Raw genomic sequence first — 21,100 nt, 5'->3', positions numbered from 1 at the left:
TCGGCGGACCGGCCGGACCGACCGCCGCCCGCAACCCCGACCTGAGAAAGGCGTTCCCACCCCCATGCCCGAGCTGGTGTTCTTCTCCGGAACCATGGACTGCGGAAAGAGCACCCTCGCTCTGCAGATCGAGCACAACCGCTCGGCGCGCGGTCTGCAAGGGATGATCTTCACCCGGGACGACCGGGCGGGCGTGGGCAAGCTCTCCTCCCGGCTCGGGCTGGTCACCGAGGCGGTCGAGGCGGAGGAGGGCGTGGATCTGTACGCCCACGTCATCGCCCATCTCACCGCCGGCGGCCGGGCGGACTACATCATCGTGGACGAGGCGCAGTTCCTCACCCCGCTCCAGGTCGACCAGCTCGCCCGGATCGTCGACGACCTCGAAACAGACGTCTTCGCCTTCGGGATCACCACCGACTTCCGCACCAAGCTCTTCCCCGGCTCGCAGCGGCTGGTGGAACTCGCCGACCGGATCGAGGTACTCCAGGTCGAGGCGCTGTGCTGGTGCGGCGCCCGGGCCACGCACAACGCCCGTACCGTCGGCGGCCAGATGGTGATCGAAGGCGCCCAGGTGGTCCCCGGCGACGTCAACCAGCCTGGCAGCGAGGTCGGTTACGAGGTGCTGTGCCGGCGCCACCACCGCCGCCGGATGACAGCGGCGGCGGCCCGCGCCGCCACCCTGTCACCCGATGTGCTGCCGGTCGACGAGCCGTCCGGCGCCCCGGTCACACGCGCGAGCGCACCAGCGTGAACACCGCGCCCTCCGGGTCCACGACCTGGGCGTAGCGTCCGGCCGTCCCGTCCCGTGGCGGCTGGATCACCTGCCCGCCCAGCTCGCTGACCCGGCGCGCCGCCCCGTCCACGTCCGCCGCCTCGAAGTACGTCATCCAGTGCGGGCCGCGGTCGCGCGGCAGTGCGCCGCCCACCCCTTCGATCGCCGCCACCGGCCGGCCGGCGACGGAGAGCGTCACCCGGTCGGTGCCGAGCGCGACCTCCGGCCGCACCTGGTGGCCGAAAACCGCCTCGTAGAACTTGCCCACCGTCGCGGTCTCGTAGGTCAGCAGCTCGTGCCAGGCCGGGGTACCCGGCACACCGACCCGCTCCACGCCCACATGGGCGCGCGCCTGCCACACCCCGAACACCGCGCCCGCCGGATCCGAGGCGATCACCAGCCGCCCGGCCTCCTCCGCGTCCAGCGGACCCACCGCCACCGTCCCGCCGCAGCAGCGGATCTGCTCCGCCGTGTCATCGGCGTCGTCCGAGGCCAGATAGGTCGTCCAGGCGATCGGAAGGTGGCGCTCGGGGGCCAGTTCACCGATTCCGGCCACCGCGTGGCCATCGAGCGTGGAGCGCACGTACGCGCCCAGTCCTTGCGGTCCGGGCGTGAAGTCCCAGCCGAACAGCGCGTGGTAGAAGTTCTGCGTCGTCGCAAGGCTGTGCACCATCAGACTTGTCCAACAGGGCGTGCCCGGTGCGCACCGAGCAGGTGCCTCGGTCATCTCATCTCTCCTCGGACCGTCGTGGTAGCCGTGCGGCTGAGGCCGATCGGCTCCTCAGGGATGAACGGGGATGGTACGGGACTTGAGTCCGAGCAGATGCTCGCACCGCCGGGCGCACGGCGCGCCAGGGCCGCGCCGCGGAAGGCGGCTTACCGGAGGAGAATGCCCGAATTACCATGACCCTGCCTCCCCGGAACGGGTCGGCAAGGCCCCCCGGCACCATCGCCGGACGCTGTCAATCGGACGCGCACCCAATGTCCGGGGGGACCATTCAGCGCAGGCGTTTCTACGCAAGGATGGGGTCCCATGAATGCCATCATCACCGCATCCGAACTCGCCGGCGAGTTGGCGGGCGGGCAACCGCCCCTGCTGCTGGACGTCCGCTACCAGCTCGGCGGGCCGCCCGGCCGCCCCGAGTACGCGGCCGGGCACATCCCCGGCGCGGTCTACGTCGACCTCGAGGACGAACTCGCCGGCCCGCCCGGCGCCGCGGGCCGCCACCCGCTGCCCGACCCGGCCGTCTTCACCGCCGCGATGCGCCGCGCCGGCGTCACCGCGGGACGCGATGTCGTGGTCTACGACGCGGACAAGGGCTGGGGAGCGGCCCGCGCCTGGTGGCTGCTGAGCTGGGCGGGCCATCCGTCGGTGCGCGTCCTGGACGGCGGCCTGGCCGCCTGGACCGCCAACGGCGGCCCGCTGAGCACCCACGAGCCCGCCGTCACCGAGGGCGACTTCACCCCGTCACCGGGAGCGCTGCCGCTGCTGACGGCGGATGAGGCGGCGGCGCTGGCCCGCCGAGGGGTGCTGCTGGACGCGCGGGCGGGGGAGCGCTACCGCGGCGAGGTGGAGCCGATCGACCCGGTCGCCGGCCACATCCCCGGTGCCCACTCGGCGCCCACCACCGACAACCTGGCGCCGGACGGACGCTTCCTGCCCGCCGAGGAGCTGGCCGAGCGCTTCCGCAAGCTCGGCGCGAAGCCCGGGGCCGAGGTGGGCGTCTACTGCGGCTCCGGGGTCTCCGCGGCCCAGGAGGTCCTGGCGCTGGCGGTCGCCGGGGTGCCGGCGGCGCTGTACGTCGGCTCCTGGAGCGAGTGGTGCTCCGACCCCTCCCGGCCCATCGCCACCGGCCCGCTGCCCGGCTGACGATTCCCTCGCCGGGGCGGCCTATGCGAGCTGCCCCGGCACCGGTGGTGCTTCGCCTGCCGGTGGTGCTTCACCTGTTGGTGGCTGGGTCGGTGCAGTGCCGGGGCGTCTCCCGTACGGCGCTTCTACTGGCTCATCGCGGGGACGAGCTGCGCCGACCGCGCCTTCTGCGGGGAGCGCCCCGACACGTCCCCTTCCGCCGTACGGCCACTTTCCGCCGGTGGCCTCACCGGTGACGCCACCGGCGGCGTCCGCAGGGAACGGCATGCCTGAGTATCCAGAGGCACGACGGGGCGCAACCCACCGCAGGGGCAACAGCCTGCTCAGTCGCGGCAGTCTGGCTAGTCCTGCTTCTTGCGCCGGGTGCCGAACACGATCTCGTCCCAGCTGGGCACCGCCGCACGCCGGCCCGGCCGGACCCCGTCGGCTTCCGCCTGGCGGTCGGTCGTGCCGGTGAGCCGCTCGCGGTGACCCGCCACCGAGCGCGGCATCAGCACGTCCGCGTACGCCGAGCCGGCACTCGCCGCGGGAGCCGGGGGCTCCAGGGCCTCGGCCTCCTCGGCGGGCTCGTCCGGCGGACCGGGCGCCTCCGACGGCGGGTCCGGGACGATCATGTCGCCCCGGAAGCTGGGCACCGCCTCCAGCAGGCTGGTCAGCGAGTCCCGCTCACTGCCGCTGTCCACCGCGGCCACCAGGTCCGTGTCGGGCTCCAGCGGCGGCGCCGGGACTGGCCGCTCGGGGCGCTCGGGCCGGTCGAGCGGGCGGTCCCGGGGCAGCCGGGCGATCCGGGGCACGAACGGGAAGCTCGGCTCGGGGGTGTCGTCGGTCTCCCCGATCAGCGCCCGGGCCTCGTCGTCCACGGCCTGCACGAGCCGTCGCGGCGGGTCGTACGTCCAACTGGCCGAGTGCGGCTCACCCGCGACGCGGTAGACCAGCAGCACCTCCCAGGTGCCGTCGTCGCGCCGCCAGGAGTCCCACTGCACGCTGTCCTTCTCGGCGCCGCGCAGCAGCAGCCGCTCGCCGACCGCCTCACCGAGCTGCGGTCCGGTGTTCTCCCCGGGGCGGCGGACGGGTGTCTTACGGGCCCGCTCGGCCATGAAGGCGCGCTCGGCGAGCACCGGGCCCTCGAAGCGGCGCACCCGGTCGACGGGGATGCCGGCGAGCTGGGCGACTTCTTCGGCGGAGGCTCCTGCTCTTATACGCGCCTGGATGTCCCGGGGCCGCAGGTGGCTCTCGACTTCGATCTCGATCTGGCCGAGCCGGGCGCGGTCGTTGCGCACGGCGGCACGCAGCCGCTCGTCGATCGGAAGCGTGTACTCCGTGCTGTCCGCAGCCTTGAGCACCAGCCGTGTGCCGTCGTTGCTGACGGCCACGACACGCAGTTCGGGCATGGGGACCTCCCGGGTGGTGCCTGCCGACGTCACGTGCGTCGCTGCCGTTCTCCCGCTAGACGAGTGTGACCTGCCCGGGTGCAGCCTGCCACAACATTGCCGAGTTGCCCGGCGTGTCGGGCCAGGGCCCTGATCCGCCGTTATGGCACGGTTACCCGTTTCGCAACTCTTAGTGACGATCGTCACTCTGTGCAGTGGGTTCCCTGCCATGTCGCGGCACCGCCGGTTGAGTTGCCGCTGAATGGCCCCTCCCGCTGGGTCCGGGCGGCCGGACGGGAAAGCGGGGCCAGGGCTCGCCACAGTACTCCATTCGGGCCACTTCGGTGGACTGCCGCGCCGGTCAAGTTCCGTGGGCACGGCCGAGTTGGCCCCGGTGGGCCGGATCTTGCGGGGTGGCATGCGTGGCAAGTTTCACAGAAGTGGCAGAAGCGGAACTCCGCGATTCGCTCAGATGTCACTAGTGACTGCAAGCTGGCACGAATGGTCAACCCGGGGCAGGAGATGGACGTCAAAGCCGAAAGTGAGGGAAATCAGACTGGGCGCCCGGGAAAGGCGGAAAATAGACGCCTCGAGTTGAGTGTCGCTCAAGTCGCGGGCAGCGCATTCGCGGCGGTCGCCGCGGCGGTGCTCGCCTCCAAGCTCGGCGTCTACGGGACGATCCTCGGCGCCGGAGTGGTGAGCGTGGTGGCCACCGCGGGCGGCTCGGTCTTCCAGCACCTGTTCCGGCGTACGGGTGAACAGTTGAAGGAGGCGACCGCCCAGGCCCGCCCCAGGGCGCGCGGCCACGTCGGTCATGGCCCGGGCGATCTCGCGGCCACGCACGCCACCGCGCCCGACGGGCGGCCGGGCGTCGCGTCGCCGGTGGGGGAGTACGGCGCGGCGACCACCCACGGGACCCGGCTGCGCGGCTGGCGGCGCCCGGCGCTCGCGGCCGGCACCGTCTTCGTCCTCGCCATGGGTACCGTCACCGGGATCGAGATGTTCGCCGGCGGCCCGGTCTCGAACGTCTGGGGCGGCGACCACGGAGGCACCACGGTCGGCAACAGCGTGGGCCGGCCGGGCAAGTCTCGCCCGGCCCCCGATCGCACCCCCGTCGGCCCCTCCTCCCCCAGCGCCTCGCCGCACACCCCCGCGACCGGCGGCGGAGACGAGCCGACCCCCACACCCTCCGGCAGTGGTGGGCGGGACACCGGAACGGGTGAGGACCCGGCCGGCGGCGGCGGGCACCGGGGCGGCGAGGACGGGACCGGGACCGCGACCCCCACGCCCGCCCCCTCGGGCAGCGGCGAGGGTTCGCCGGATCCCTCCGGCGGAGACGGCGGCACGGCCGGCGTCACCCCGGCCACGCCCACCCCGCCCGCCACCGGCGAAGCAGCCGAGTGAGCCGCAGCCGGTCCCTCGGCGCCGCTCTGGCAGGCCGTCAGTCGCCCAGTACGCGCCGCAGGTGGTCGTTGCCGAAGACCCGGTTCGGGTCGAGCCGGTCGCGCAGCGCGTTGAACTCCCCGAAGCGGGGGTAGACCCCGGCCAGGTAGGCCGCGTCCCGGCTGTGCAGCTTGCCCCAGTGCGGCCGCCCGCCGTGCGCGGTCATGATCTGCTCGGCCGCGGTGAAGTACGCCCGGTACGGGGTGCCCCGGTACATGTGCACGGCGATGTAGGCGGTGTCGCGACCGAAGGCGGTGGACAGCGGGATGTCGTCGGCCGGCGCGGTGCGTACCTCCACCGGGAAGCTCACCCGGAATCCCGAACGCTCCACCATCGCCCTGAGCTCGCCCAGCGCCGCGATCGCCGCCTCCCGCGGAATGGCGTACTCCATCTCCACGAAGCGGACCCGGCGCGGGCTGGTGAACACCTTGTACGGGATGTCGGTGTAGGTGCGGGCGGACAGGGCGCGGCTGGAGACCTTGGCGATGCCGGGGATGACCGCCGGGACCGCCCGGCCCAGCGAACACGCCGCCTGGAAGACACCGTTGGACAGCAGCTCGTCCTCGACCCAGCCGCTCACCCGCCCCAGCGGCGCCATGGGCCCGGTGCTGCGGTTGTTCCGCTTGGTGTTGCACCGATCGGTGTGCGGGAACCAGTAGAACTCGAAGTGCTCGTTCTCGGCCACGAGCTGGTCGAACTCCCCGGTCACCCGATCGAAGGACATCGGCTCCTCGCGGGCGGTGAGCAGGAACTCCGGCTCCACCGCGAAGGTGATCGCGCTGACCACGCCGAGCGCGCCCAGGCTCAGCCGTGCCGCGTCGAAGACCGCCGCCTCCTCCGCGGTCCCGTCCGCGGAGCAGCGCAGTACCGAACCGTCCGCGGTGACCAGCTCCAGGCCCTTGATCTGGGCGGCGAGCGAGGCGCTGTGCAAGCCGGTGCCGTGCGTGCCGGTGGAGACCGCTCCGGCCACGGTCTGCGCCATGACGTCGCCCATGTTGGTCAGCGAGAGGCCGTAGACCGACAGGGTCTCGTTCAGCTGCCACAGCGGGGTGCCCGCCGCGACGGTCACGGTCCCCCGCTCCCGGTCGACCGCGAGCACCCCGGTGAGCCGGTCGGGGCGGATCAGCAGGCCGTCGGTGGCGGCCACCGGGGTGAAGGAATGGCCGGTCCCGACCGGCTTGACGTCAAGGCCCTCGTCCGCCGCGGAGCGGATCGCGGCCGCCAGTTCCTCGGTGCAGGACGGGGTGACCGTCCGCGCCGGGCGGACGGTCACATTGCCCGCCCAGTTACGCCAGGTGCCGCTGCTCTGTGTGGTCCGCACGGTCATCCGCCTTCGACCCTCCCGTAGCCTGCGGCAGGGCCGCCCCTGCCTGCTCTGGCGCCGACCGCAGCCGGCGGTAGCCGAGGAACGCCACCACGGTGGCCAACGCCCCGGAGACCCCGGACACCGCGTACCCGGCGGCGGCTCCGGCCTCGTCGACCACCACCCCGGCCGCCGACGAACCGAGCGCCACCCCGACCGCCAACCCGGTGCTCACCCAGGTCATCCCCTCGGTCAGTTTCGCGCGCGGCACGTGCCGTTCCACCAGGGCCATGGTGGTGACCATCGTCGGTGCGATGGCCAGGCCCGCGACGAACAGCGCGACGGCCAGGAACGGCAGGCTCCCGGCCAATTGGAGGGGGATCATACTCACGGCCATGGCGCACACGCCCACCACCCATCGGCGCGGGGCGGACCCGCGCAGGCGCAGCAGTCCGAAGACGGCACCGGCCAGGCAGGAGCCGAGCGCGTAGACCGCGAGCACCACGCTCGCCGCGGCCTTGTGCCCTTCGTCCTCGGCGAAGGCCACCGTCACCACGTCGACCGAGCCGAAGATGGAACCGGTCGCCACGAAGGTCGCGACCAGCACCTGGAGTCCGCGGGAGCGCAGCGCCGACCCGCCGTCGTGGTGCTCGCGCGGATGCGGCACCGGCTCGGTGGCGCGCTGCGCGGTCAGCCAGTAGACGCCCGCCGCCAGGAAGCAGCCGGCCAGCAGCGGGCCGGCCTCCGGGAACCAGGCGGTGGACAGCCCGATGGACACGATCGGCCCGATGATGAAGCACAGCTCGTCCATGACCGACTCGAAGGCGTAGGCGGTGTGCAGCCGCTGCGGCGCGTCCTGGTAGATGGCCGCCCAGCGGGCCCGCACCATCGAGCCCACGCTCGGCACGCAGCCGGCCGCGGCCGCGAAGGTGAACAGGGTCCAGTCCGGCCAGCCCTGATGCGCGCTCATCAGCAGCCCGGTGACCGCCGCGACGGCGATCAGGGTGGCCGGGCGCAGCACCCGGCGCTGCCCGTGCCGGTCGACCAGCCGCGAGACCTGCGGTCCGATGGCGGCGGCGGACAGGGCGAGGGTGGCCGACAGGGCGCCGGCCAGTCCGTACCGCCCGGTGAGCTGGGACACCATGGTGACGATGCCGATGCCCATCATCGACAGCGTCATCCGGCCGAGGAATCCGGCGGCGGAGAAGCCCTTGGCGCCGGGGGCGGCGAAGATCATGCGATAGGGACTGGGCATGGTGGGGCTCCGCCGGTCGGCACGTAAGGGATGTAGACAGCCGATACAGCTTACGGCGGGCCCGCGGCGGCGCGCAGGGGGTTATTTCCCGGCTGTCAGCGCCGGGTGGCAGGATCGGTGCCATGTCCGCCCAGCACCCGAATCAGCCTGCCTCCGCCGCGCCCTACGACGCGCTGCTGCTGCTCTCCTTCGGAGGGCCGGAGGGTCCGGACGACGTCGTGCCGTTCCTGGAGAACGTCACCCGCGGCCGCGGCATCCCCCCTGAGCGGCTCAAGGAGGTCGGCAGCCACTACTTCCTCTTCGGCGGGGTCAGCCCGATCAACGCGCAGAACCGCGAGCTGCTGCGGGCGCTGCGCGAGGACTTCGCGGAACACGGCCTGGACCTGCCCGTCCACTGGGGCAACCGCAACTGGGCGCCGTACCTGACCGACACCCTGCGCGAGATGGTCGCCGACGGCCACCGGCGCATCCTGACGCTGACCACCAGCGCCTACGCCTCGTACTCCGGCTGCCGCCAGTACCGCGAGAATCTCGCCGACGCGCTGGCCACCCTCGCCGACGAGGGCCTGCCGCTGCCGCGGGTGGACAAGCTCCGGCACTACTTCAACCACCCCGGCTTCGTCCGCCCCATGGTGGACGCGACGCTCGCCGCGCTCGCAGAGCTGCCCGAGGAGGTCCGCGCCGGCGCCCATCTGGCCTTCACCACGCACTCCATCCCCACCGCGGCGGCCGACACCTCCGGGCCGGTGGAGGCGCACACCCGGGGCGGCGAGGGCGGGGCGTACGTCGCACAGCACCTGGACGTGGCGCGCACCATCGCCGAGGCGGTGCGCGAGCAGACCGGGATCGACCACCCCTGGCGGCTGGTCTACCAGTCGCGCAGCGGCGCCCCGCACATCCCGTGGCTGGAACCGGACATCTGCGACCACCTGGAGGAGCTGCACGGCGCCGGGGTGCCCGCGGCCGTGATGGTCCCGATCGGCTTCGTCTCGGACCACATGGAGGTCAGGTACGACCTCGACACCGAGGCCACCGCCAAGGCCGCGGAGCTGGGCCTGCCGGTCGCCCGCGCCGCCACGGTCGGGGCGGATCCGCGGTTCGCCGCCGCCGTCCGCGACCTGGTCCTGGAGCGCGCCGCCGCGGAGCGCCTGGGCGCCGGGACGGGCGTGGTGGCCCAGGAAGCCGCCGGACCGGGCGGCGCCGCGCCGGGGGGCGCCGAGCCGGGCGCCGCCGCACCGGTCGCGGGGCGGGCCCCGGAGCGCTGCGCGCTGGGCGCGCTCGGCCCCAGCCACGACCTCTGCCCCGTCGGCTGCTGCCCGGCCCGATCGCCGCGCCCCGCCGCCGCCGGCGCCGACAGCCCGTACGCCTGATCCGTCCCCCTCCCGAGGAGAACCGTGACCGACCAGCTCAACCAGGAACTGCTCGACCTCGCCCTGGAGGCGGCCCGCAGGGCAGGCGTGCTGCTGCGCGAGGGGAGGCCCGCCGACCTCGGCGTGGCCGCCACCAAGACCAGCCCGATCGACGTCGTCACCGAGATGGACGTCGCCGCCGAGAAGCTGATCACCGACTTCCTGGCCGAGCGGCGCCCGGATGACGGCGTGCTGGGGGAGGAGGGTGCGAGCGAGGCCGGCCGCAGCGGTGTGCGCTGGGTGATCGACCCCATCGACGGCACCGTCAACTACCTCTACGGCCTGCCGTCCTGGTCGGTGTCGATCGCCGCCGAGCGGGACGGCGAGACGGTGGTGGGCGTGGTCGCCGCGCCGGCGCGCCAGGAGACGTACCACGCGGTGCTCGGCGGCGGCGCCTTTCTCAACGGTGAGCGGGTGCGCGTCCGGCCCACACCGCCCTTCGCGCAGGCGCTGATCGGCACCGGCTTCGGCTACCTCGCCGAGCGGCGCGCGGCCCAGGCCGAGGTGGTCCGCGTGCTGCTGCCCCAGGTGCGGGACATCCGGCGCGGCGGCTCGGCCGCGATCGACCTGTGCGACGTCGCCTGCGGCCGGCTGGACGGCTACTACGAGCGCGGCCTCAACCCCTGGGACCTGGCGGCGGGCGAGCTGATCGCGCGCGAGGCGGGCGCGCTCACCGGCGGCCGGCCGGGCGCCCCGGCGGACGGCGACCTGACCATCGCGGCGGTGCCCGGCGTCTTCGAGCCGCTGCAGCGGCTGCTGGAGGGCCTCGGGGCCTGGCACGACTGACCGCGCCCGTACGGCCCGCGCCGCCCTGCCGGCACCGCCCACGCCGCCCTGACTGCACCGCCCGCGCCCGACCGGCCGGCATCGCCCGCGCCCGACCGGCAGTCCGCCGCGTGTCGGCGGCGGTGCCCGGGTCGGCGGAGGGTGGCCGGGACGGCGAAACGCCCCGGTGCCGCGATGGCACCGGGGCGTTCGCTTGCGTCGGCCGGCGGGTCAGACGCTCGCGCTGCCGACCTCGACACCGTGTTCGGCGGCAAGACGACGGAGATCTTCCAGCTCCGCCAGCTCCACCTCGGCGAGGAAATCGTCGCCGGTCTCACGGGCGCGCGTGAGATCGGATTTGGTGGTCTCTATGCGCTGCAGAATGCCTGCGGTGAACGCGTCCATTTGGCGCCCCCTCGTCTTGGGTAGGGTCGGCGGCACGGGGGTGTGCCCTGGGGGTCCCCGGCCGGAGGCTGGGGGAGGACGATCACGGCGTGGTCCCCGTCTGGCAGCGAGGCGCAGTCGAGGCGTGCCACAGGACAGGGCGTGATCGGGTGTGCAGTCGTCCTCCCCATCCGCGTCGCGGCGGAAACCTCGGTACACCCGGGAATCCGACATGAATCCGTAATTCCGGGACGGGCCACGTTCCGGCCACCGCCGAGCAACCGGCGGGTAACCATCCGGTCCGGCGACCGGCTCGTCGGCTTCCCGGACTCCCGGTGACCATCGCTTACCGCCGGTTTATCAGGCTTCGGGGCAGGATGGATCCGCTCACATGCGCCCCTCGGGGCACCTCCGCGCGGAGGGTACGACGGCTCGCCCCGGCGGCGGGCGACGACAGGGAAGGACCAACGACGTGCGTGTACTCGTCGTCGAGGACGAGCAGCTGCTCGCCGATGCGGTGGCCACCGGACTGCGCCGGGAGGCCATGGCAGTGGACGTCGTGTACGACGGTGCCGCCGCCCTGGAACGGGTCGCGGTCAACGACTACGACGTCATCGTCCTCGACCGCGACCTGCCGCTGGTGCACGGGGACGACGTCTGCCGCAAGGTCGTCGAGCTGGGCATCCCCACCCGCGTGCTGATGCTGACCGCCTCCGGCGACGTCAGCGACCGCGTGGAGGGCCTGGAGATCGGCGCGGACGACTACCTGCCCAAGCCCTTCGCCTTCAGCGAGCTGATCGCCCGGGTGCGCGCCCTGGGGCGGCGCACCACCGTCGCCCTGCCGCCGGTCCTGGAGCGTGCCGGGATCAAGCTGGACCCCAACCGCCGCGAGGTCTTCCGGGACGGCAGGGAGGTCCAGCTGGCACCGAAGGAGTTCGCGGTGCTGGAGGTCCTGATGCGCAGCGAGGGCGCCGTGGTCTCCGCGGAGCAACTGCTGGAGAAGGCCTGGGACGAGAACACCGACCCGTTCACCAATGTGGTGCGGGTCACCGTGATGACCCTGCGCCGGAAGCTCGGTGAGCCCGCCGTGATCGTCACCGTCCCCGGCTCCGGCTACCGGATCTGATGGACATGGCCACCGCTCCACCGCCGCCCGCCGCCCCGCCCAAGCCCAGCTGGGAGCCACGGCACAGTGTCCGGCACAGCCCGCTGCTGCGCCCCACGATCCGGATAAGGCTGACCCTGCTGTACGGCGGGATGTTCCTGATCGCCGGGGTCGTCCTGCTGACCATCATCTATCTGCTGGCCGCCCAGGCCCTGCACGTCGGCAACGAACTCCCGTTCAAGCTGGAGTACGGCAAGGTGCAGGCGACCAACAGCACCTGCCCGGAGATCATGGGCCAGAAGCTCGACCCGGACGAGTTCAACCACGCGCTCAACAGCTGCATGCGCGAGCAGCGCCAACTGGCCCTGGACGGGCTGCTCCGGCGCTCCCTGCTGGCCCTGATGGGGCTCTCGGTGATCGCCTTCGCCTTCGGCTACGCCATGGCCGGCCGGGTGCTCTCGCCGCTGGGCCGGATCACCCGCACCGCGCGCCAGGTGGCCGGTTCCGACCTCTCCCGCCGGATCGAGCTGGACGGTCCCGACGACGAGCTCAAGGAGCTGGCCGACACCTTCGACGACATGCTGGAGCGGCTGGACCGGGCGTTCACCGCGCAGCAGCGGTTCGTCGCCAACGCCTCGCACGAGCTGCGCACCCCGCTGGCGATCAACCGCACGCTGCTGGAGGTGCACCTGTCCGATCCGGGAGCGCCGCCGGAGCTGGTGCAGCTGGGGAAGACCCTGCTGGCCACCAACGAGCGCAGTGAACAGCTGGTGGAGGGGTTGCTGCTGCTGGCCCGCTCGGACAACGAGATCGTGGACCGCAAGCCGGTGGATCTGGCCGAGGTCGCCACCCAGGCGGTGGACCAGACCCGCGCCGAGGCACAGGCCAAGGGTGTGGAGCTGCGCGGGTCCCGGCAGCCCGCCGTGGTCCAGGGCAATGGCGTGCTGCTGGAGCGCATCGCGCTGAACCTGGTGCAGAACGCCGTCCGGTACAACGTCCCCGACGGGTGGGTCGAGGTCGGCACCGAGGTGGCCGGTGGCGAGGCCGTGCTGGTGGTGACGAACACCGGTCCGGTGGTCCCGGCCTACGAGCTGGACAACCTCTTCGAGCCCTTCCGCAGGCTGCGTACCGAGCGCACCGGCAGCGACAAGGGCGTGGGGCTGGGTCTGTCGATCGCGCGCTCGGTGGCCCGGGCGCACGGCGGCCGGATCAGCGCGACGCCGCGCGAGGGTGGTGGCCTGGTCATGCGAGTCGTCCTTCCGCTCTGAGATCTGCCACCATGGGGGCACGTCGCAGATCGCGCAGACGTTCGCTTTGGGCGAAATTCTCCTGAGTTCGCCGCCACCTCGACCGTGTGTGATCGATCACATGAGCGAATATTCGGCCATCTACGCTGAGTGATCGCCACGCCCGGCGAGGAGCCCGGAAACTCCGGGTTTCCCAGGGCCGCGATCACGGGAAGTACACGTCAGGGCCCGTGTGTCAGGCAGTCCCTCGACGGTGTACGGTCCCGTTCGCCACCCAAGCCGATCGCCTCTTGGAGGTGCGGTTGGGTGTCGATTGAGTAACAGACCTTGATGTGAGGCAAAATCTCCGCCTCGGGTCGGGCACAAGTCCGGCCTCTCACGCGTTACGTGCGCTGGAGACACCGCAGACACCCAGAGGGGGAGAGCGACATGGCAACGGACTACGACACCCCACGCAAGACCGACGATGACGTCAACGAGGACAGCATCGAAGAGCTGAAGGCTCGCCGGAACGACAAGTCGACCTCGTCGGTCGACGTCGACGAGTTCGAGGCCGCCGAAGGGCTGGAGCTGCCCGGCGCGGACCTTTCCAACGAGGAGCTGGCCGTCCGCGTGCTGCCGAAGCAGCAGGACGAGTTCACCTGCATGAGCTGCTTCCTGGTGCACCACCGCAGCCAGCTGGCAGAGGAGAAGAACGGCCAGCCGATCTGCCGCGACTGCGCGGCCTAAAGGACGCAGGACCGGCGTGAGCGCGGAGCAGGGCGACGCGAGCGTCGAGCGGGGCCGGGCGGCCTCGCTCGCGACCGCCGTCGCCCACGGGGCCCGCACGGGCAGGCGAGGGGCGCGGACGCGGCTGACCACCGTCGTCGAGCGCATCCTCGCGGCTGCCCCGCGCATTCCGGTCCGCGACCTGGCCACCTTGCGCGCGCAGTACCCCGGGCTCGGCCCGGAGGAGCTCGCGGACAGGCTGGTGGCCGGTGCCCTCAAAGGCACCTCCGCGGTGGGTGCGGGCGTCGGAGCCGCGGCGATGCTGCCGGTCCCGCCCGCCATGCCCACCGAACTGGCGACCGAGATCGTCGGCGTCGCCTCGATAGAGTTCAAGCTCGTCGCCGAGCTGCACGAGGTCTACGGCCTGCGTGCCCCCGGCAACCGGATGCAGCGCACCGCGGCCTATCTCAGCGGATGGGCCGAGGAGCGGGGCATCGATGTGGCCGTCCCCGCCAGCGTCAACGCCGCCCTGGGCGGGCAGCTCAGGCGCGAGCTGCGGCAGCGGGTGATCAGGCGCTCCTTCCGCAGCCTGCCGATCCTGGCGCCCTTCATGGTGGGCGCGGCCGTCGGAGCAGCGATGAACCGCCGGGACACGCTCAAGCTGGCCCAGAAGGTGCGCGCGGACCTGCGTACCCGGCAGGTGCCCTGGCACACCCTGCCGGCCGCCGCCGCGTAGGACCGCCGCCGCACGGGACCGCCCCAGGGCCGCCTCGGGAGCGGCTGCCGCGCAAGGCCGTACAAGACCGGGCAGCACCCGGTCGGCCGCCGGTCAGCCGGTGCGCACCGACTCCAGCGCCGCGGCCAGCCGCCGCGGATCACGCGTGGACAGGTAGACGTACGGCGTCGGGTCGGCCGGATCGGTGACCTCCACCCGCAGCGCCGTGGGGATGTACCCACGCAGCAGCATGAACGCCCGCGGATCGGCCTTGTGGGTGCGCCAGGCGGCCGCCTCGGCGGCGTCCAGCACCTCGGCGGCGCCCAGGGCGGTCACCGGGATCTTCGCGTCCCCGGCGACCAGCGAGCCGGCCACGACCCGGATCCGCGCCGAGCCGTAGGAGCTGACCAGTGCGGTGGCCAGCACGCCCGCGCCGATCAGCCCGCCCAGCATCGGCAGCGTGCCGTACGGCAGCAGGATCAGCCCCATCGCGACCCCCGACAGAACCGCGATGAACCACCAGGAACGGGGAGCGGTCAGACGCTCTTCGTAAGACTGCATGAAGGCAAGCTTGGCACGGCGGCCGATCCGCCCCTTCCGCGCGGGTAAGGTTCGGCGCTGTGAGTGGAAGAACGACAGTGCTGACGCCGCCCGACGGTGCCAAGCCACCGGTACGCCACCCCGACGCGCCCGCGCCCGGGGAGATCATCGGCGCGCACTACGACCAGTGCTTCGGCTGTGGTGCCGGGCAGCCGCACGGGCTGCACCTGGCGGCCCGCGCGGGCGAGGGCGTCACTCTGACGGCAGAGTTCACCGTGCAGCCCGCCCATCAGGGCGCGCCCGGCCTGGCGCACGGTGGAGTGCTGGCGACCGCGCTGGACGAGACCATCGGCGCCCTCCAGTGGCTGCTGCGGGTGATCGCGGTGACCGGACGGCTGGAGACCGACTTCATTCTTCCGGTGCCGGTCGGCACCGTGCTGCACCTGGACGCCCGGGTGAACGCGGTGCACGGCCGCAAGATCTACTCCACCGCCACCGGCCGGATCGGCGGCCCGGACGGGCCGGTCGCGGTCAGGGCCGACGCCCTCTTCATCGAGGTGAACGTCGACCACTTCATCGAGAACGGCCGCCCGGAAGAGATCAACGCGGCCCTCGCCGACCCCGACCAGGTCCGGGTGGCGCGGGCCTTCGAGGTGAACCCGTGACCGTGACCGCAGTGAACAGGAGGACGGCGTGACCCGGATGCCGGTCGACGTGTTGATCCGCAGGGTGGACCCCGAGGTACCCCTGCCCGTGTACGCGCACCCAGGAGACGCCGGCGCCGACCTGGTGACCACCGAGGCCGCCGTGCTGGCGCCGGGGGAGCGCGCGGTGCTGCCCACCGGCGTGTCCATCGCGCTGCCGGACGGGTACGCGGCCTTCGTGCATCCGCGGTCCGGACTCGCCGCCCGCTGCGGTGTGGGGATGGTGAATGCCCCGGGGACGGTCGATGCCGGGTACCGTGGAGAGATCAAGGTGATCGTGGTCAATCTGGACCCGCGCGAGAGTGTGCGGTTCGAGCGCTTCGACCGGATCGCCCAATTGGTCGTCCAGCAGGTCGAGAAGGTGCGCTTCCACGAGGTCGCGGAGCTGCCCGGTTCGGCCCGGGCCGATGGGGGCTTCGGGTCCACCGGCGGTCATGCCTCGGTGGACGGCTCGACGGGTGGGAATGGATACGCATCGGTCGGTTCCGACCGGGAAGGACAGTGACGTGTTCGGACGTCGCCGCAAGCGCAGCGAGGAGGACGTCGAGGAGATCGGCGTGACCTCCGAGGAGTTGACCGACGCGGGCGAGACCGCCGAGGACGCCGGCCGGGTCAGCCTGCCGCCGGCGCCGCGCCCGGACGGCCCGTGGGACGTCTCCGAGGTACGGCAGCCCGGCGAGGGCCGGGTCGACCTGGGCGGCCTGTTCGTGCCGGGTGTGGAGGGCATGGAGCTGCGGGTGGAGGTCGCCGGTGACGCGATCGTCGCCGCGACGGTGGTGCTGCGGGACAGCGCCGTACAGCTCCAGGCCTTCGCCGCCCCCAAGAACGAGGGCATCTGGCGCGAGGTCCGCGAGGAGATCGCGGGCGGCATCACCCAGCAGGGCGGGGTCGTCGACGAGGTCGAGGGCCCGCTCGGCTGGGAGCTGCGTGCCCAGGTGCCGGTGCAGCTGCCGGACGGGACCAACGGCGTGCAGATGGTGCGCTTCATCGGCGTGGACGGGCCCCGCTGGTTCCTGCGCGGAGTGATCTCCGGCCAGGGCGCGGTGAAGCCCGAGACCGGCAGCCTGCTGGAGGCGGTCTTCCGGGACACCGTCGTGGTGCGCGGCGAGGGGCCGATGGCCCCCCGCGACCCGATCGTCCTCAAGCTGCCGGAGGACGCCCAGATGGTGCCGGACGGCGTCCAGCAGGAGGAGGCGCGGGGCTCGCGGTTCGCGGGCGGCGCCGACCGACTGCAGCGCGGCCCGGAGATCACCGAGGTGCGCTGACCGGCCTGAATAGGCGGTTCCGGTGGGCCGTACTCCCGATTCGGGAGTACGGCCCACCGGCGTTTTTGCAGGTCAGAGCGGTGGGCGTATGAAAGTCGTCAAGGGCGCGCTAATGGCCGTAAGGGAGCCGTCAACACCGGCCGCAACCGGTCACCGAGACGGTTTCCTCTAGGGGTCAGTTCAACCGAACCTCTAGGAGCATCCGATGGCCGACGTGGCCTTCGTACTCGCCACGGTCGCGGTCTTCGCGCTGGTGGCCTTCGTCGCCAAGGGGGTGGCGAAGCTGTGAGCGCCGAGAACGTCGTCGGTCTGATCGTGGCCGTCGCCCTGCTGGGCTACCTGGTCCTCGCTCTTGTCTTCCCGGAGAGGTTCTGAGCACTGCGATGAGTTCCGAACTCGCTGGGGTGCTCCAGCTCGTCGCGCTCATCGGAGCGCTCGCCCTGGTGTACCGCCCACTCGGCGACTACATGGCCGCCGTGTACAGCTCCGACAAGCACCTGCGTGTCGAGAAGCTGATCTACCGCTCCATCGGCGCCAACCCCAACGCCCAGATGCGCTGGCCCGCCTACCTGCGGGGCGTGCTCGCCTTCTCCGCGGTGAGCGTGCTCTTCCTGTACGGGCTGCAGCGCCTCCAGGACCGCCTCCCGGGGTCGCTGGGCTTCACGCCCATCAGCCCCTCCCAGGCGTTCAACACCGCCGCCTCCTTCGTCGCCAACACCAACTGGCAGTCCTACTCGGGCGAGCAGTCCATGGGACACCTGGTGCAGACCGGCGGCCTGGCGGTGCAGAACTTCCTCTCCGCCGCGGTCGGCATCTCGGTGGCGATCGCCCTGGTGCGCGGCTTCGCCCGCCCCCGAGCTCTCGGCTCCGCTCGAGCAGGGGGGACCCCCCTCCGTACCGGTGAGCTGGGCAACTTCTGGGCGGACCTGGTCCGCGGCACCGTCCGCATCCTGATCCCGCTGGCGGTCATCGCCGCGGTGGTGCTGGTGGCGTGTGGCGCCATCCAGAACTTCTCCGGCATCCACGAGGTCGGTCAGTTCGGCGGCGGCGGTCAGCAGACGAACGGCGGCGCGGTGGCCTCCCAGGAGGCCATCAAGGAGATCGGCACCAACGGTGGCGGCATCTTCAACGCCAACTCCGCCCACCCCTTCGAGAACCCGAACGCCTTCACCAATCTCTTCGAGATCTTCCTGATCCTGGTCATCCCCTTCTCGCTGACCCGGACCTTCGGCAAGCTCGTCGGCAACGTCAGGCAGGGCTACGCGATCCTCGCCACGATGGGTGTCATCTGGGTGGCCTTCACGGCGCTGATGATGTGGACCGAGTTCCACGGCAGCGGCCCGGCGCTGGAAGCGGCGGGCGGCGCGATGGAGGGCAAGGAGCAGCGCTTCGGCGTCGGCGCCTCCGCGATCTTCTCGACGAGCACGACGCTCACCTCGACCGGCGCGGTGGACTCCTTCCACTCCTCCTTCACCGGCCTCGGCGGCGGCATCCAGTTGCTCGGCATGATGCTCGGCGAGATCGCGCCCGGCGGCGTCGGCTCCGGCCTCTACGGCATGCTCGTCATGGCGATCATCGCGGTCTTCATCGCGGGCCTCATGGTCGGCCGGACGCCGGAATACCTCGGCAAGAAGATCGGCTCGCGCGAGATCAAGCTCGCCGCCTGCTACATCCTGATCACCCCGACGCTGGTGCTGGGCTTCACCGCCCTGTCGATGGCGCTGTCCACCCCGCCGGACTCGATCCTCAACTCGGCCGACCACTCGGTGAACGGCAGCGGCGCCCACGGCTTCTCCGAGGTGCTCTACGCCTTCACCTCCGGCGCCAACAACAACGGCTCCGCCTTCGGTGGCCTGAACGCCAACACCACCTGGTACAACACCACGATCGGTCTGGCCATGCTGCTCGGCCGCTTCCTCCCCATGGTGTTCGTCCTGGCGCTCGCCGGCTCGCTGGCCGAGCAGAAGCCCGTCCCGGAGACGGCGGGCACCCTGCGCACCGAGAAGCCGCTCTTCGCGGGGCTGCTGGTCGGCGCAATCATGATCATCACCGGTCTGACCTACTTCCCGGCACTGGCCCTTGGCCCGATGGCGGAGGGACTCGCATGAGCACCACCACACCCGTACGCAAGGTTCCCGAGAGCGAGGGCGAGCACATCCAGCAGCCCGAGTCGAGTGCGAGCCGGGTCTCCGGCGGCCTCTTCGACCCCACGCAGCTGGTGAAGTCCCTGCCGGACGCCTTCCGCAAGCTCGACCCGCGGATCATGGTCAAGTCCCCGGTGATGTTCGTGGTCGAGATCGGCTCGGTGGGCACCACGGTGCTGGCCCTGAAGGACCCCGGTTACTGGTTCGGCTGGGCCATCGCCATCTGGCTGTGGCTGACCGTGATCTTCGCCAACCTTGCCGAGGCGGTCGCCGAGGGCCGCGGCAAGGCGCAGGCCGACACCCTGCGCAAGGCCAAGACCGACACCGTCGCGCGCCGCCTGTCCGAGGACGGCAGGAGCGAGGAGCAGGTGCCCGGCACCGCGCTGCGCGTGGGCGACCTGGTGGTCTGCGAGGCGGGCGACGTCATCCCCGGTGACGGTGACGTCGTCGAGGGCGTCGCCTCGGTCGACGAGTCGGCGATCACCGGCGAGTCGGCCCCGGTCATCCGGGAGTCCGGCGGCGACCGGTCCGCGGTGACCGGTGGCACCAAGGTGCTCTCCGACCGCATCGTCATCAAGATCACCACCAAGCCCGGCGAGACCTTCATCGACCGGATGATCAACCTCGTCGAGGGTGCCGCCCGGCAGAAGACGCCGAACGAGATCGCGCTGAACATCCTTCTCGCGTCGCTCACCATCGTCTTCCTGCTCGCGGTGGTCACCCTCAAGCCGTTCGCGATCCACGCGGGGGCCGACAGCGAGACCTCGATGATCGTGCTGGCCGCGCTGCTGGTCTGCCTGATCCCCACCACCATCGGCGCGCTGCTCTCCGCGATCGGCATCGCCGGTATGGACCGGCTGGTCCAGCGCAACGTGCTGGCGATGTCCGGACGCGCCGTCGAGGCCGCCGGCGACGTCTCCACGCTGCTGCTCGACAAGACCGGCACCATCACCTACGGCAACCGCCAGGCGGCGGAGTTCGTGCCCGTCAAGGGCACCACGGCCGCCGAGGTGGCGGACGCCGCCCAGCTCTCCTCGCTCGCCGATGAGACGCCCGAGGGCCGCTCGATCGTCGTCCTGGCCAAGGAGAAGTACGGCCTGCGCGAACGTCACGAGGGTGAGCTGGTGGGTGCCGAGTGGGTGCCCTTCACCGCCCAGACCCGCATGTCCGGCGTCGACCTCGAAGAGGACGGCGTGGCCCGCAAGGTCCGCAAGGGCGCGACCGCCTCGGTGATCACCTGGGTCAAGGAGCGGGGCGGCACGGTCGCGGCCGACGCCGACCAGCTCGCCAACGAGATCTCCGAAGCCGGCGGCACCCCGCTGCTGGTCGCCGTGGAGGACGGCAGGGGCGCCCGCGTCCTCGGCGTCATCCACCTCAAGGACGTCGTCAAGGACGGCATGCGGGAGCGGTTCGAGGAGCTGCGCCGCATGGGCATCAAGACCGTCATGATCACGGGCGACAACCCGCTCACCGCCAAGGCGATCGCCGAAGAGGCGGGCGTGGACGACTTCCTCGCGGAGGCCACGCCCGAGGACAAGATGGCGCTGATCAAGCGGGAGCAGGCGGGGGGCAAGCTGGTCGCGATGACCGGTGACGGCACCAACGACGCCCCGGCGCTGGCCCAGGCGGACGTCGGCGTCGCCATGAACACCGGTACCTCGGCCGCCAAGGAGGCCGGGAACATGGTGGACCTGGACTCCAACCCGACCAAGCTCATCGAGATCGTCGAGATCGGCAAGCAGCTGCTCATCACGCGCGGCGCGCTGACCACCTTCTCGATCGCCAACGACGTCGCGAAGTACTTCGCGATCATCCCGGCGATGTTCGCGGCGGTGAAGGGCTACGAGGGCCTGGACACCCTCAACATCATGCAGCTGCACTCGACCGAGTCGGCGATCCTCTCCGCGGTGATCTTCAACGCGCTGATCATCGTCGCGCTGGTGCCGCTCGCCCTGAAGGGTGTGCGCTACCGCCCGATGAGCGCGGACAAGATGCTCCGCCGCAACCTGGCCGTCTACGGCCTGGGCGGGCTCATCGCGCCGTTCATCGGCATCAAGATCATCGACCTGCTCATCACTCTCATCCCTGGCATCGGGTGACG

At 71.9% G+C, this 21,100-nt stretch carries 21 protein-coding genes; 15 read left to right on the top strand and 6 right to left on the bottom strand.

Annotation, left to right across the window (positions count from 1 at the left end):
* Positions 1-64: 64 nt before the first annotated feature.
* Positions 65-751 carry a thymidine kinase gene (locus AC4BDD_RS06550; RefSeq protein WP_490690017.1) on the top strand — a complete coding sequence of 229 codons (687 nt, stop codon included), beginning with the start codon at positions 65-67 and terminating at the stop codon, positions 749-751.
* Here the strand turns inward: AC4BDD_RS06550 and AC4BDD_RS06545 are convergent.
* Positions 726-1,499 (bottom strand): VOC family protein, encoded by a 774-nt coding sequence (locus AC4BDD_RS06545; RefSeq protein ID WP_490690016.1) that lies wholly within the window; start codon positions 1,497-1,499, stop codon positions 726-728. The genes AC4BDD_RS06550 and AC4BDD_RS06545 overlap by 26 nt on opposite strands.
* A 306-nt stretch (positions 1,500-1,805) precedes the next feature.
* On the opposite strand from AC4BDD_RS06545, the gene AC4BDD_RS06540 reads away from it, so the two are divergent.
* Positions 1,806-2,642 carry a sulfurtransferase gene (locus AC4BDD_RS06540; RefSeq protein WP_490690015.1) on the top strand — a complete coding sequence of 279 codons (837 nt, stop codon included), beginning with the start codon at positions 1,806-1,808 and terminating at the stop codon, positions 2,640-2,642.
* A 341-nt stretch (positions 2,643-2,983) separates the two neighbouring features.
* Here AC4BDD_RS06540 and sepH read toward each other — a convergent pair whose 3' ends face one another.
* Positions 2,984-4,066, bottom strand: coding sequence for a septation protein SepH (sepH, locus tag AC4BDD_RS06535; protein WP_490690014.1), 1,083 nt, complete (start codon positions 4,064-4,066; stop codon positions 2,984-2,986).
* A gap of 540 nt (positions 4,067-4,606) precedes the next feature.
* Between sepH and AC4BDD_RS06530 the strand changes: the two genes are divergently transcribed.
* On the top strand, positions 4,607-5,416 hold the full coding sequence (locus tag AC4BDD_RS06530) for a hypothetical protein (RefSeq protein ID WP_490690013.1): 810 nt from the start codon (positions 4,607-4,609) through the stop codon (positions 5,414-5,416).
* 37 nt (positions 5,417-5,453) lie between these two features.
* On the opposite strand, the gene AC4BDD_RS06525 is transcribed toward AC4BDD_RS06530, so the two are convergent.
* Both AC4BDD_RS06525 and AC4BDD_RS06520 read right to left on the bottom strand, forming a co-directional pair.
* Positions 5,454-6,782 carry a D-arabinono-1,4-lactone oxidase gene (locus AC4BDD_RS06525; RefSeq protein WP_490690012.1) on the bottom strand — a complete coding sequence of 443 codons (1,329 nt, stop codon included), beginning with the start codon at positions 6,780-6,782 and terminating at the stop codon, positions 5,454-5,456.
* Positions 6,742-8,013: an MFS transporter gene (locus AC4BDD_RS06520; protein WP_490690011.1), complete on the bottom strand. Its 1,272-nt coding sequence runs from the start codon at positions 8,011-8,013 to the stop codon at positions 6,742-6,744. Before AC4BDD_RS06520 ends, AC4BDD_RS06525 begins: the two co-directional genes overlap by 41 nt.
* A gap of 122 nt (positions 8,014-8,135) precedes the next feature.
* Between AC4BDD_RS06520 and AC4BDD_RS06515 the strand changes: the two genes are divergently transcribed.
* Positions 8,136-9,383, top strand: coding sequence for a ferrochelatase (locus AC4BDD_RS06515; protein ID WP_490690010.1), 1,248 nt, complete (start codon positions 8,136-8,138; stop codon positions 9,381-9,383).
* A 24-nt stretch (positions 9,384-9,407) separates the two neighbouring features.
* Positions 9,408-10,208 carry an inositol monophosphatase family protein gene (locus AC4BDD_RS06510; RefSeq protein WP_490690009.1) on the top strand — a complete coding sequence of 267 codons (801 nt, stop codon included), beginning with the start codon at positions 9,408-9,410 and terminating at the stop codon, positions 10,206-10,208.
* 210 nt (positions 10,209-10,418) lie between these two features.
* Here AC4BDD_RS06510 and AC4BDD_RS06505 read toward each other — a convergent pair whose 3' ends face one another.
* The gene (locus AC4BDD_RS06505; protein WP_490690008.1) at positions 10,419-10,592 is read right to left on the bottom strand and encodes a hypothetical protein; all 174 of its coding nucleotides are present in this window, start codon (positions 10,590-10,592) and stop codon (positions 10,419-10,421) included.
* Between the two features lie 451 nt (positions 10,593-11,043).
* Here AC4BDD_RS06505 and AC4BDD_RS06500 point away from each other — a divergent pair, with 451 nt between their 5' ends.
* The 4 genes from AC4BDD_RS06500 to AC4BDD_RS06485 all read left to right on the top strand — a co-directional run bounded on the left by AC4BDD_RS06500 (position 11,044) and on the right by AC4BDD_RS06485 (position 14,367).
* A complete protein-coding gene (locus tag AC4BDD_RS06500; protein ID WP_490690007.1) occupies positions 11,044-11,697 on the top strand; it encodes a response regulator transcription factor in 654 nt (217 codons plus the stop codon).
* A 5-nt stretch (positions 11,698-11,702) separates the two neighbouring features.
* Positions 11,703-12,944, top strand: a complete 1,242-nt coding sequence (locus AC4BDD_RS06495) for a sensor histidine kinase (RefSeq protein WP_490690006.1) — start codon at positions 11,703-11,705, stop codon at positions 12,942-12,944.
* A gap of 408 nt (positions 12,945-13,352) precedes the next feature.
* Positions 13,353-13,652, top strand: coding sequence for a DUF4193 domain-containing protein (locus AC4BDD_RS06490; protein WP_304464367.1), 300 nt, complete (start codon positions 13,353-13,355; stop codon positions 13,650-13,652).
* 16 nt (positions 13,653-13,668) lie between these two features.
* Entirely contained in the window at positions 13,669-14,367 is a 699-nt protein-coding gene (locus AC4BDD_RS06485) for a hypothetical protein (RefSeq protein WP_490690005.1), read from the top strand.
* Between the two features lie 93 nt (positions 14,368-14,460).
* Here AC4BDD_RS06485 and AC4BDD_RS06480 read toward each other — a convergent pair whose 3' ends face one another.
* The gene (locus tag AC4BDD_RS06480) at positions 14,461-14,907 is read right to left on the bottom strand and encodes a DUF3093 domain-containing protein (protein ID WP_490690004.1); all 447 of its coding nucleotides are present in this window, start codon (positions 14,905-14,907) and stop codon (positions 14,461-14,463) included.
* A gap of 59 nt (positions 14,908-14,966) precedes the next feature.
* On the opposite strand from AC4BDD_RS06480, the gene AC4BDD_RS06475 reads away from it, so the two are divergent.
* From AC4BDD_RS06475 to kdpB, 6 genes are all read left to right on the top strand, one after another.
* Entirely contained in the window at positions 14,967-15,551 is a 585-nt protein-coding gene (locus tag AC4BDD_RS06475; RefSeq protein ID WP_490690003.1) for a PaaI family thioesterase, read from the top strand.
* Positions 15,552-15,579: 28 nt separating this feature from the next.
* Positions 15,580-16,095, top strand: a complete 516-nt coding sequence (gene dut, locus AC4BDD_RS06470; protein ID WP_490690002.1) for a dUTP diphosphatase — start codon at positions 15,580-15,582, stop codon at positions 16,093-16,095.
* 1 nt (position 16,096) lies between these two features.
* Positions 16,097-16,855, top strand: a complete 759-nt coding sequence (locus AC4BDD_RS06465) for a DUF3710 domain-containing protein (RefSeq protein ID WP_490690001.1) — start codon at positions 16,097-16,099, stop codon at positions 16,853-16,855.
* Between the two features lie 285 nt (positions 16,856-17,140).
* Positions 17,141-17,230, top strand: coding sequence for a K(+)-transporting ATPase subunit F (gene kdpF / locus AC4BDD_RS06460; RefSeq protein WP_443234987.1), 90 nt, complete (start codon positions 17,141-17,143; stop codon positions 17,228-17,230).
* Between the two features lie 8 nt (positions 17,231-17,238).
* Positions 17,239-18,963, top strand: coding sequence for a potassium-transporting ATPase subunit KdpA (gene kdpA, locus AC4BDD_RS06455; RefSeq protein ID WP_490690000.1), 1,725 nt, complete (start codon positions 17,239-17,241; stop codon positions 18,961-18,963).
* A complete protein-coding gene (gene kdpB, locus AC4BDD_RS06450) occupies positions 18,960-21,098 on the top strand; it encodes a potassium-transporting ATPase subunit KdpB (protein ID WP_490689999.1) in 2,139 nt (712 codons plus the stop codon). Before kdpA ends, kdpB begins: the two co-directional genes overlap by 4 nt.
* Positions 21,099-21,100: the final 2 nt, after the last annotated feature.

The organism is Streptomyces sp. JLBT605, assembly GCF_058215555.1.
The sequence above is the reverse complement of the archived record's forward strand: the minus strand, read 5'-3'. Positions and strand labels throughout refer to the sequence as shown.